Genomic DNA, 12676 nt, shown 5'->3' with positions numbered 1-12676 from the left:
CAGGGCTGCCCACAGCCGCACTGCCCAGTGACCGGGAGCGTCCTGATTTCATCAGGATGCTCACTCATTTTGAGCGTCTTGCCGGGATGGCCACGTTGCCCGCCAGAAGAGCGGTTGCTCTTCTGGCGCTCACTCTTGGGGACCCACGGTTTGTCCTGGCTGGGCGGTTGGCTAGAAGTTCGGCTTGTGGCGGCAAGGCGAGCTTCCAGGGTCAGCAATCGCAGTTCAAGCTCGTCAAGGCGAGCTTGAAGGATCAGGCAATTGGGGCAAAGAGCGTTCTTGATGCGCCTACTCTATCTGATTCCACTCCGCAAGTCCCCCTGCTGAGTAGTTACCAATTTTTTTCTCGCAGCAGCGTTTATAGCAGCACTAATTGATGGGTCACGAATTTCAAACCATGTTTTCTCCTCCAGTTTCACCCGCTCCCACGGCGGGTTGCCCAGCACGCAGTCAAACCCGCCCTGCCCGGCTTCAAACACGTCGGGAAATTCCAGGTGCGGATGTAGGAAACGGTACTGGCGGGCGGTGGCTCCGGCCAGAGCGTGGACACCCTCCAGGGCGGGGGCGTTGGGGGTGGCCTTCAGGGCGTTCAAGGTGGCGGTGGTAATGGTGGGGGCATTCGGCACCTTGGGAGCCACGAAGGCGGCACACCACGCATCGGCCAGCAGCTTCTGGTGGGTCAGGGCGGTGTTCTGCTGGATAGCGTTGAAGGTGCTTTCCTGCGCCCGCACGTTGTCCAGGCTTTCGGGTTCAATCTTGTCCAAGGCGCGCAGCATGGCGGTCAGGGGGGCAAGATCGTCGGTTGCGCCGAACAGCGGAGCCTGACCTTGCTTCAGCCGTGCCTGAGTCACGCGCTCGGCCCTGTTGCGCTTTTTCAGCTCAGAGACCGTTTTCTTATCGTCACCCTCAATGGCGCTGAAGGCATCGTCCGGCAGCCCCAGAATGCGGATCGGCGTTTCCTTGTCCTGGGTTCGCAGCTTGCCTTTGTCCTTCAGGACTTCGGTGTACTGCATCCCCTCCGGCGTGATGCCCAGCAGGCTGTTGCCCACGCGCAGGCGGTGATCTAGAAAGGCCAACGGCTTGCCCGCGTCCTGGCTTTCCAGCCACAGCGCCACCTTCGCCAGTTCCACGGCTAGCGGGTTGATGTCCGCGCCGTAGATGCAGTGGGCAATGACGCTGCGGCCCGCGCGGCGCAGGGCTTCGGGGCTGGGCTGGGCGGTGCCTTCCTCCAGCGCGGCCAGCTTCGCACCAATGCGGCGGGCGGCGGCAATCAGAAAATGTCCGCTGCCACAGGCCGGGTCAATCACCTTCAGCGCTTTCAGGGCAGCGATTGCTTCGGCATCGGACTTGCCGTTCACGGCGTCGGCGATCACTGGATCAAGGGCGCTGTCCAGCAGCAGATCAATCAGCGAAGAGGGCGTGTAATAGCTGCCGGTAGTCTTGCGCTCGTTGCCCGCCAGCACTTCCAGCCGGAAAGCGGGGCCGGGGTGAATGCGCGGCACCAGTTCCAGCAGGCTCTCATAGATGCTGCCCAGTTCCTCAGAGTCCAGTCCAGCGTAATTGACCGGGCGGCGCGTGCTGTTCACCGTGATCTCGGCCAGCCCCAGCACGGCGCGGTGCAGGGTGGCGTTGCTCAATCTCAGGTCTGCGGGGGTCAGAGGTTGGCCCTCTATTTCGCCCAGCAGATGAGGCTCGAACAGATGACTGCCCAGCGCGGGCAGACCTAATCGGGGAAAGCCGGTACGGACGCTGGTTAGCAGGAATTTGAGGCCCTCGTAAGTGTCGAAGTGCGTCTCGCTCCCAGTCACGGCGGCGCGGTTTCGCAGGGCGCGCGTCAGGTAGTGGCGGGCGCGTTCACGGGTGGCGGCGTTGGCTGCATAGCCGCCCTTCCCGTCTCGCGCAAACAACAAGTCGCGGTCCTCGGTCACGAACAGGAAGACCAGTTGGTAGACCAGCTTCAGGCACGCGCGGTAAAGGTCTGTCGGCGTGATCTGTCCATCCTTCACGGCGTCGTTCAGCGCCGGGTTGCCCGCCAGAAAGCCGGTACCCATTGCCTCAATCGCGCTGGCCACGCCGTCGCGCAAGCTGTCGCGGGCTTTCACGCCGCTTTGCTTGGCGGCCTCGTTCCAGGCTTCCAGCAGGCTGCCCGTGCCACCCTTCAGACGCGAGCGGTGCAGCAGCAGCCACATCACCCGGAAGGCGCGGCTGTCTTCGGTCCCCATGATCTCGTCCAGCGAGAACTCCAGATAGGCGGGCCGCGTGACCTGCCCGTGATCGCGCAGCAGGCGCACGGTTTTGCCGTTGGTGACCAGTCCCCACAGGTGTTCGGGCGTGGCGTTCAGGTAGCCCTGCATCAACCCGTGGGGGCTGATCCGCACCCCGTTCTCGTCGGTCACGCTGTCCAACCGCTCGGCCCCCGAGAAATGCACCGGCACGTCCCCGGTCTCGCTCAGGTAGGAAATGGGAAAACGCTGTTGTGCGGCGGTCAGCGTGGAAGCTTGTGGACGCACGAAGCTGGCGGTGTACCCCATGCGCGTCAGCAGCGGGCGCACGAAGTTTTCCCAGCCCGGTTGCGCGGTTCCGGTCTGGCTGGACAGTGGCACCTTGGCCCACAGCTTGCGGGCGCTGTCCCACGCATCCTGCACAGCCTCTTCCAATGAATTGGGGTCAACACTGTAGCTGGCGGCGGTGGCGTTCTTGACTTTGGCCGTCTGCGCCCGGTCTGCTAACTCTAGTAAGAAGTCGTCCGTCAGCCCTAGACCCGTTACCTTGATGTGGTTCAGACGAACGGTCATGCGCCGTCCTGTGGATTGCTGGATGGGGGAGAAGTGGGCGGCAGCGGCACGAACACATAAATACCCAGCGGATCGGGCGGGCCGGGCGGCTCGATGGTGTACGTCGCGCCCAGGCCACGGGCCGCGCCGCGCACGCGTTCGTGGGCGTCCAGCAGGGCAGCGGCCCGCTCCTGCGCGCGGGCGTCGAGTGTCGGGCGCAAAGTCTCCAGATCATCCAGCGCCCGCGTCAGACGGTCTTCCTTCTGCACAGAACTGAGGTTTCCTACTGGCGTCAGCTCCAGCAGGGCACGCACCTCTTCGGGGGTCAGCCAGTCATTGTTTTCAGCGCGGCCCCGGTAGGCCACGGGGTCAAGCTCCTCGGCCAGCGTTTGCCACTTGTTGTTGCCCTTGCGCCCTTGCAACAGGAAGCGGTGGCGGAGCAACAACAGCGTAGTCACGGTCTGTACGCCCGCCGTGCGGATCACGCCCGCGCGCTTGGCGATGGCGCTCTGCTCGTCGTCCAGCGCCTGACCCAGCAGTGTGCTGGCCAGTTGCTCGATCACCGGATGGTTGCGCGCCAGATTGACCACGCCGCGTTCCACCTGAGCATCGAAGCGGAAGGTACGGGCGCGGCGCAGCACGTCGCGCATTTCGGGACTGACCTCGGCCTGGGCAGGATCGGTGACATACGAGCCGTCGGGGCGGGGCGTAACGGTCACCCGCGCGCCCTTCAGGGCGTCCAGCATGAAATGGCGCGTCTCGTCCACGCCGCCCAGCGCCTCACGCACGGCGCGCAGCTCCAGGGCCACCTCCTCGGTGCGAATGGCGTTCTGAGCAAAGCGGCTGCGCGAGCGTTTCTCGCCCTCGGCGGCGTCGCGCCACTTGGCGTCAAAGCTCTGCACGTCCTCGAACAGCAGCGGCTGAAAGCTCTGGCCGCGTGGCGTATCCAGCACACGCGACAGCAGTTGATCCAGCAGGCTCTCGGCCTCGTCCGGCGCGGGAATGCTGGTGCCCAGCGTGGCCCGGATGGTGCGGTGCTTGCGAACCAGCACTTCCAGGATCAGGGTATCGATCTGGTTGTCCGCGCCGTAGATGGTCAGCACCTTCACTTCGGGGGCGACCTGACCGTAGCGGTCAACGCGTCCCTCGCGCTGATCCAGGCGGGTGGGGTTCCACGGTAGGTCATAGTGAATCACCGCGCTGAAGTTATCCTGAAGGTTGATGCCCTCGGACAGGCAATCGGTGGCGACAAGCACGCGGCGCTCGGCCCCACCCAGCCGGGCCACGGCATCCGCCCGCTCGTCGGGGGTCAGGCGGCCCGTGACGGCCTCTGCGGCTATGTCCTTGAAAGTGGCGTTCAGATGCGCGGCCACCGCCTCCGCCGTGGCGATAAAGCGGCAGAACACGATGGGCGCAAACCCTGCGGCCAGCAGTTGCTTCACCTGCTCGGTCAACAGCGTCAGTTTGCGGTCTTTGGCTCCGCTCAATCCATCCGCGCGCACCGCCAGCGCCTCCAGCCTTCGGGAGGTCTCGCTGTCCGGGCCGTCGATCTGCGCGCCGGGGGTCACGTCCAGCGCCTCGCGCTCGTCCTCGCCAGGATCAAGCACCACCTCGCGGCCCAAGCTGTTGATTAGGGCAGGCTGGCTCTCGCCCTCGCTCAGGTCTGCGCCCAGCGCCCGTGCCCGCAGGGTTTCGGCGGCGGCCTGCGGGCTGCTGGCCAACGCACGCAGCAGCCCCAGCGCGGCCCACCAGCGGATGCGCTGACGGCTCAGGGCTTCGCCAGGAACATGAACGCTCTCGCGGGCGTAGGCCAGTACATCGTCAAACAGGCCTGAGTATTCGGGGTGCAGGGTGTACTGCAACTCGGCGTCCTGCCGCGCTGGGAAGGGAGTGTCCTCCTGCAAGTAGGCGCCGATGTCTGCGCGGCGGCGCTGCACCAGATGGCGGGCCAATGTCTCGCGGGCGCGGGCGCTCTCGCTGCCGGGTGCCAGCGGCAGCGTGGCAAAGTCGGGGTTCAGCAGCTTCAGCAGGCTACGGAAGGCGTCCTCCTTGCCGCTGTGAGGGGTGGCTGTCACCAGGATCAGGTGGCGCTCTGGGTCACGGGCCAGGTCTTCGAGGAGGCGGTAACGCTGATGGCGCTTGCTGCCTGTATGGCCCTCGCCCTCCGCACTGGCGTGCGCCTCGTCCACGATGATGAATTCCGGGGCGTGGCTGAGGAAGTCCTGCCGCCAGCGGTCACTCTTGACCAGATCGAGGCTGACCACCACATGCTTGTAGCGCTCAAACAGGCTCTGCCCGATGTCGCAGCCGCGTTCCAGCCGCCGCGCGGTGCTGGGCAGCACGGCCACGGCATCAATGCCAAACTTGGAGCGCAGTTCCTCGACCCACTGCCCGGCCAGATGTGGCGGACACAGCACGGCCAAGCGCGAAATCTCGCCCCGGTCCAGCAGCTCACGGGCGATCAGGGCGGCCTCCACGGTCTTGCCGATGCCCACGTCGTCGGCGATCAGCAACCGGGCCGGGCTCTGGCGCAAGGCCATCAACAACGGCACCAACTGATATGGGCGTGGCTGCACGCCCATACGGCCCAACGAACGGAACGGTCCCGCGCCGCTGCGAATGGCCAGACGCGCGGCGTTCAGGAGCAGCCGCGCGCCCCCCGCGTCGCTGAAGGCGGTGGCTCCCGGCGGCGCGAACGAGGCTGGGCGCACGTCCTCGCCGTCCTGGCCCGTGAAGATGCCGGTGGTTTCGGCGTCGCTGCCGCCCAACGGCTTGAGCAGCAGGAAATCATCGTCACTTTCCGGCTGAACCACCCAGTCGCGCCCACGCGCCGTCACCATCGAGCCAATATCAAATGCCATGTGCTAGCCCTCTCCAAATAAGAATGAGTACCGCTGTGCCAGTTCCGGCCAGCGCACCGTGTCGTGTGTGAAGACCACCACCGTCCAGCCTGCCGCGTCTAGGGCGTCGCGCACCCCCGCGTCCCGCTCCTGCATGCGGGCCGTGTCGTGGTGCGGCCCGTCGATGAAGACCACGCTGTCCTGCGCGGCATAGGTGAAGTCAGGCCGCGCGAAGTGTCCCGGCACCAGTTGCTGTGCGTGCGAGGGAAGCCGCAGGCCAGAGGCCGTCAGGAAATCCAGCCAGTCGCGCTCCAGCCCACTGCCGCATTGTTGTTTCAGCGTGTCCAGGTGGTCGGGGGCCGCGTCCGGGGCAGCGTTGACCTGCCCGCTGTGCAGCGAGAGCAGCAGATCCCGGATCAGCGTGCGGTCCAGCGATTCGTGATGGCTCTGGTTGCCGTAGGTCATCAGGCAGTCGTAGCAGGCTGCCACGCAGTCCTCTTTGGCGTGAGGAGCGCGTTTCAGGTCTTCGCCGGTCTGCGGATCAAAGTGCAGCAGTTCCAGCGCCTTTCCGGCCACCCGCGCCAGCGCCTGATCGCGGAAAACCAGATCATGGAGGACGCCCGCGCCACCCTCGGACGCCTCGTACAGCAGGATCTGACGGGGGTTCTGGGCGTCGGGCAGCACCTCGGCGGCCAACTCGCTGTCCTCGAGTTGATAGGTCAATTGCACCGCGTTTTTCAGCGCACTCATGAACGTGATCAGGGTCTTGCCGTCTGCCTGGCCGTCCAGCGGCTCGATCAGCAGCACGTTGCGGGTGTCCTCCACGTAGGGAATTACGCGCTGCACCGGCACGTCGCGCCCGCCAGACTTGTTCAGTTTCTCCTCGTAACTCGTCTGCGACAGCCACTGTGAGGTTTCTGGGTCGAACAGGAAGCCGCGCTCGTGTTTGTTCTTGCGGTTGCGCCAGCCGTAATTGATGCGCCACAGCGTCGCGCCCGCGCCTGCCGTCAGCTTTAGCAAGTCCTCGCCGCTCTCGCCGTGTGCCACCGCCTCCACCCGGTCAGTAACACCGCCGCGCGAGGCGAAGCGCAGCCCGCTGCGAAGCTCGAAGCCCACGCGCTGGCGTTCCTCCTCGTCGCTGCCGATGCGCTCACGCCGCCGCGTGGCCACCGAGGTCATGCGGAACAGATTGGGCAGCGCGGGTTCCAGGCGTGCGCCGCAGTTCTCGCATACGTCCCGGGCGTCATGCTGGGTGCCGCTGTGCAGGTAACCGCACTGCTCGCAGCGCTGCGCGCCCACCACTGGCAGTTCGCTGGTCTCGCCGCGCGCCGGGACGATGACCTTGTGCGCCTCGTACTTCGCGCCGTTGTGGTACACGATGGCGTTCGGCCCGAATTCGCTGACCGCCAGAAAGCGCGGGCGCGACAGGTAACTGTCGTCGCTCTGCCTTCCACCCTTTCTGCCGAAGCGCCGCCCCGGAATGTACGCCGACAGCGGCAGCCGCGCGAAGTTGTAGCCTGGCAAAAAGCCCTCCGAGGCCAGGTAGCGGTAGGTGGAGAAGTCGGACTGCTCGCCATCCGGGTTCCGCAGTAGTTCCAGTTGGGTGCGTGCCTCACCATGCAATCGGTTGGCCTGCTCCTGCAAATGGCGCTTGCTGGCATCGGCCAGCACGGCATTGTTTAGTTTGAGTTGCGACAGGGCGCTGCGGTAGAGGTCGCGCCAGCGCTCGCAGGACCGGTCAAGTTCGCGCGCCGCTCCGCGTACGGTGAAGTCCAGCCATTCCTCGGTGTACCAGCTTGCCCTCTCCAGATGGCCGTCAAGGGCAGAGAGCAGCGCCCGCGCCCGCCGCAAGGCCCGCGCCTGCACGCCCGCGTCGGCAAAAACCCGCGCAAAGTCGTCGGCAATTTCCAGCCCCGGCTCTTCACCAGCCACGTTCAGCAACTCAGCCAGCGAGCGTGGCAGCTCAACGTTCGTCTCGGCCAGCCACAGTGCGTGGACGTGCGAACGTACTAGTGCCTCATTGCCCAGCTCTAGCCGGGGTGTGCTGACGTGGCCGCCCACCATCAGGTGCGGGCGCTGGAAAAAATACTGATCATGGTTGTTGCCAGTAGTGGCGTAGGTCAGCACCAGGGCAGGCTGCCCGCTGCGCCCGGCCCGCCCAGAGCGCTGGGCATAGTTGGCCGGGGTGGGCGGCACGTTCCGCAGATGCACCACGTTCAGGTCGCTGATGTCCACACCTAGCTCCATCGTGGGCGAGCAGAACATGGCCTGTAACTCGCCCGCACGGAAAGCGCCCTCGCGTTTTTCGCGCTCATCGGCCCTGATCTGCGCGGTGTGTTCGGCCCCCTTCAGATCGGTGAAGTTGCCCGGCGGCTCGCGGTACAGGCTGACGAAGAAGGGATTGACCCTGGGGCGCTCTGCCTCGTCGGGCCTGACCACCCTTAGCGTGTCCTCGTGGCCGCGCGTACCGGGGCCAGCATGCCAGGTGAAGGCCGTTCCCTTGAGCTGATATGTGCCCGTCCCGACTTCCTCGATGAATTCACTCAGCGCAACGGTCAGCAGATCGGTCAACATAGCCTCGGCGTCGGCGCGGCCCAGCTTCTCCCGCCAGCCCAGCGTGCCGGGGCGGGTCAGGTAGCGCCCCACCGCGCTCATCGGCCCCAGGTACAGCACGTCTTGATTGCGGCGTCCCGGTGGGCGGCTGCCCAGCATGACCACCGTGGCGGCCTCTAAGTTGCGCTGCTCGTCGGGCGGGATGTGCAGCGGACTGTCCTCGCGGATGAGTCCCAGGCTGAGGGTCAGCGTGTTCAGGTACTCGCGGTCCAGGTACGGCACTTTGACGGCCAGATTCTCGCGCAGCCAGTCCAGCACGGCTCGCGCCGCCTTCTCACGGTAGGCGGCGACGCCGTGCCGGACTTCAGCCAGCGCCGGATGCGCCCGCTCCCAGAACTCCTGCATGGCACAGATTTCGGCCAGATACGGGTATTCAAAGCGCACCAGATCGACGCGCTCTACGTTGGGAAGGGTGAGGCGACGTCCCTCAGATAGATCGCTAAATAGCGCGTAGCCGATCAAGTCCTGCGCCAGCTTGATGGTCCGGTCCCGGTCCCGGAAACGTACGTTCGGATCGGCGGCGTACTGCGCCAGATCAAGTTTCATCGCGTCGAACACTTGCCGGGCCAGCGTGTCGTGTTCCAGTGGTCCACCCTGCAAAGCGCTCACCAGCCCAGCCCGCAGCGAGGTCACGAAGACAAAATCGTTGAAGTGACCCGCCTGCAACGAGGCGTCCTGTCGATTGTCGGTGAACGACAGCACTTTGCGCGCCTGTTCAGGCAAATCGCTTTTCCGCAGGCCCTGAATGGCGGCCATCGTCAGGAGGGTGGTGGCCGTACTGCGCCCCTCGCTGGACAGGGAAGCCAGCTTGGTCAGTTTGCCCGTGCGGCCTATGTAGCTCACGCCGCAGCACAGGCAGAACCGGAAGTTGGCGTCCAGCGCGGCGGCTTCCAGTCCACCAGCCGAGACCACCTCGCCGTTGCCTTCCACCCGCACTGGTTGAGGCAGGTGCTTGCGGCGGGTGGTCTTCACGCGCAACTCTGCCTTCTTTTCCTCGATCCAGTCGCCGGGCAGACGGGTCAGCATCTCATCCTCGATGCGCGGCCAGGGCGGCGTGCCAATGTATAGGAAGCCGTCGTCCGGCGAATTTTCCTCGCGCAGGCCACCGCCGCGTGCCACAAAGGTTTCACGTCCGGTGCCCTCGTCGCGTTGGCGGCGTACGGCGTAATACTCCTGCCCGCAGTTGCGGCAGAACTCCAGCGGATAGAGCCGTAGGGCGCGGTCCGTGCCGGGCGCGTAAATCTGCCCTCGCAACGTCAGATGCTCCAGGCGTTCGGCCTGCGGGGTCAGCGGCGCGTACACCGTAGACGCCTTGCTCACGAACTGGTGCAGTCGGAAGGCCAACACCGGACGTCCGGTGGCCGGGTGATGCAGGTTGTACCCGCGCAGCAGCCGTGCCTCGATGGCACTACGGCACAACGACTCGCCCAGGCCAGTTAGCCGGTGTAGTTCCCCAGCAAGCCCTTCTTCTCCAGCTACTGCCTGCGGCGCACGTCGTTCATAGCGCCCCGTGGCAGCGTCCTGCTGGAGACCAATTCGTTCCTCCAGCCAGATCACTAAAGGGTCTTGCACGAACGCGCTGAAGGCATTCGGCACGACAGCGTGGATAGCGTCAGTGATCGCCTCCGGCGTCGCGTCGCCTACCGTGACCCGTTCCAGCGATTCACCCACCACCTGCTCCGGCCCAATGGAGACCCCAAAAATCTGCGAGGCCACCCCAGCCACTGCCGCCTGCCGTTCCAGATAAGAGGGGCTGGATGACATCGTGGCGCTGGTGCCGACGCACACGGCGTCCTCGGCTCCCAAGCGCTCACGCAGTCGCCGGATGAGCAGTGCCACGTCAGCGCCCTGCCTGCCCCGGTAGGTGTGCAATTCATCGAAGACCAGAAACTTCAGCCCACTGGCGCTGTCCACCAGCCTGGATTCCTCGTGCCGGGTCAGGATCAATTCCAGCATCATGTAATTGGTCAGCAGGATGTCGGGTGGCGAGGCGATAATTCGGTCTTTCTCTTCGCGACTCTCTTGTCCGGTGTACCGCTTGAATGTGACTGGTCCTTCCATGCCGAGAAACTTTTCCAATTCCTCAAGTTGGCTGTTTGCCAGGGCGTTCATCGGATACACCACGATGGCCTGGATACCGCGTCCGCTGCCGTGCCGCAGGACGTGATCGACAATCGGGATCATGTACGTCAATGACTTGCCTGATCCAGTGCCAGTGGTGACGACGTAGGACTGTCCTGCCCTTGCCAGTTCCGCCGCCTGCCGTTGGTGCCGGTGCAAATTGAGGGGCAAGCGCTGGCCATCGCGGGCCACGCGGAACACGTCGGCACAGCCCGCATGGAGCAAACCCTCGTCCACCAGATCGCCGACACTGCCGCCGGACTGAAAATTGGGGTTGAGCTGAACCAGCGGATCGGGCCAGAACGTCCCGTCGTTCAGGTGCCTATCGACGTATTCACGGATGTCGGCGTCGCGGATATGTACGAAGGAAGACACGTAAGCCTGGTATTCGCCGATGACGGCATTGCGGAAACTAAAGACGTTCAAAGACACTCCAGGGGTGGGTGGATGGCTGGGCGGCGGCGGCGGGTAACGAAAGCCATTGTGCCGCAATCTGGGGCATGGCACGTCACAAAATGCTTGTTCCTGCTGATCTTGCCTTTCCGTCATCCCCGGATGCGCGCCCACGTCTTCCCCAGACTTCTTGTCGTTTGGGGTCTTCCCCCGCCGCCATGTCTTCCCCGGTGAGCTAACCCCATGAATTGTCCCCACACTTGGTCATCCCCCATCCCCCATCCCTTTTCACCCCGCACCGCCCCCTACGCTGGGGCATGGCCCGCACCAAACGCAGTCGTCTCCCCGCCGTCACCGAAGCTGATAGACAGCTCACGCCCGAACTGTTGCGCCGCACCCCCAACGGAGGCTGGGCGTGGAAATGCGCCTACTGTGGGCGCTACGCCAGTGACCGCAGCGTGCGCGGCGTCCTGATCTGCCGCTGCCACGGCGGTACCACGCCTCGGCAACATGATCCATTGGCCCGCTACCTACATGAATTGAACACAGGCAAGAAGCTCAATTTCCCAGGACGTCCGATGAAGCACGGGATCTACAGCCGCCTTCCCAAGATCAAGGTGTCGGTGATCCTGGCCGATTACCACGAACGGCGGGGCAAGCAGGTCATGGCGGAGCGCGAATGGATTTGGAAAGAAATCGCGGGCACGCAAACCCTCTTGAGAGAGTGCGCTGCGAGAGAGAAGTTGCCCGACTGAGCCGACGTAGCTCTTTCACCCGTTGGGGGCAAGCCATTTCGCCTGGCTGGAATGCAGCCATCCCGGTACATTCAGGGCATGACCCAACCTGCCTTATCTCCCGCATTCGCCGACGCCCTGACGCTGGCCCACGAGTGGCACGCCACGCAGCACCGTAAGGTGCCGAAGGGCGAGACGCCCACCATTCCCTACATTTCGCACCTGCTGGGCGTGGCCTCTATCGCCCTAGAGTTCGGGGCGAACGAGCATGAAGCCATCGCCGCGCTGCTGCATGACGCCCTCGAAGATGGCCCGCAGAACATGGGACTGGATGCCGATACCCTGCGGTCCATCATCGAGAACAAGTTCGGCAAAGAGGTGGCTCATCTGGTGGACGGTGCAACAGACGCGATGCCCAAAGCCGGAGAAGAGAAAGAACCATGGCAGACGCGGAAAACGAAATACCTGGGCAAGCTATCCCACGAGCCAGCCTCGTCACTGCTGATCAGCGCCTCGGACAAGTTGCACAACGCCCGCACGATTCTGACCGACGTCATGACCCTGCCAGTAGAGGAACGGGATCACTACTTCGTGCGCTTTAACCAGGGGCAGGCCGGAACCTTGCAGTATTACCGCCTGCTGGCTGACTCGTACAGGGCTGCTCAAGGTGAGGGCGTGCTGGAGCGTCCCCGGTTGCAGGTGCTTTTTGCGGAGCTGGACCGCACTGTGTCAGCGCTGGAAGAGGCATGTGGCGTGATGGCGGACGAAGTGCGTGACTATCCGCTGCTGCGAGGGGCCACGGCAAGCTAAGGAGCAATCAACGGGTCTGCGGGGCAATGAATTTGAGCTAACCCTATGAACCGTCCCCGGCCCCCTCTGTTCAGTACCGGACAACTCGATTTCAATAGCGTCCTGAACAGCATTTTTGACATTTGAGCATTTGGTTGTCATCTGGGACGGCGAAAGGCGGCTTCTTGGAGTTATGAGACACGAAGAAGCCGCCCAAATCGACGCGATCAAGTTTGCCCAGCTCTTGAAAGAGCGCTTCCCCTTTTTGCGACGCGATACCTTGCAACGCGTCGAAGACGCCATGTGTTCGCTGATCGAGCAACGCTCTACCAATCAACAGCAGTGGTCCCAGGCCATGCCTGGGACCAGCTCCCCAGAAGCCAAGAAGAAGCGTCTGGGACGGTGTATACAG

7 protein-coding genes are annotated in these 12676 nt (G+C 64.2%); 2 read left to right on the top strand and 5 right to left on the bottom strand.

Going from position 1 to position 12676, the window contains the following annotated elements; translation table 11 throughout:
* From Q319_RS28805 to Q319_RS0119655, 4 genes are all read right to left on the bottom strand, one after another.
* A partial coding sequence (locus tag Q319_RS28805; protein ID WP_245619389.1) for a DUF6444 domain-containing protein occupies positions 1-257 on the bottom strand: 257 nt, incomplete at its 3' end.
* 36 nt (positions 258-293) lie between these two features.
* Positions 294-2795, bottom strand: coding sequence for an Eco57I restriction-modification methylase domain-containing protein (locus Q319_RS0119665; protein WP_051655589.1), 2502 nt, complete (start codon positions 2793-2795; stop codon positions 294-296).
* Positions 2792-5635 (bottom strand): DEAD/DEAH box helicase, encoded by a 2844-nt coding sequence (locus tag Q319_RS0119660; RefSeq protein WP_051655588.1) that lies wholly within the window; start codon positions 5633-5635, stop codon positions 2792-2794. The genes Q319_RS0119665 and Q319_RS0119660 overlap by 4 nt, the downstream gene beginning before the upstream one ends.
* A 3-nt stretch (positions 5636-5638) precedes the next feature.
* Entirely contained in the window at positions 5639-10780 is a 5142-nt protein-coding gene (locus tag Q319_RS0119655) for a DEAD/DEAH box helicase (RefSeq protein ID WP_245619387.1), read from the bottom strand.
* A gap of 278 nt (positions 10781-11058) precedes the next feature.
* On the opposite strand from Q319_RS0119655, the gene Q319_RS27435 reads away from it, so the two are divergent.
* Together Q319_RS27435 and Q319_RS0119645 are read left to right on the top strand one after the other, a co-directional pair.
* Complete coding sequence (locus Q319_RS27435) at positions 11059-11496, top strand: hypothetical protein (protein WP_156039472.1); 438 nt, start codon at positions 11059-11061, stop codon at positions 11494-11496.
* 78 nt (positions 11497-11574) lie between these two features.
* Positions 11575-12285: an HD domain-containing protein gene (locus tag Q319_RS0119645; RefSeq protein ID WP_029484136.1), complete on the top strand. Its 711-nt coding sequence runs from the start codon at positions 11575-11577 to the stop codon at positions 12283-12285.
* Between the two features lie 91 nt (positions 12286-12376).
* Here Q319_RS0119645 and Q319_RS27980 read toward each other — a convergent pair.
* Positions 12377-12676 (bottom strand): hypothetical protein (locus Q319_RS27980; RefSeq protein ID WP_162178679.1); only part of this gene is annotated, 300 nt, incomplete at its 5' end.

Origin of the sequence: Deinococcus marmoris DSM 12784 (assembly GCF_000701405.1) — a bacterium.
GTDB classification, from domain to species: domain Bacteria; phylum Deinococcota; class Deinococci; order Deinococcales; family Deinococcaceae; genus Deinococcus; species Deinococcus marmoris.
The sequence above is the reverse complement of the archived record's forward strand: the minus strand, read 5'-3'. Positions and strand labels throughout refer to the sequence as shown.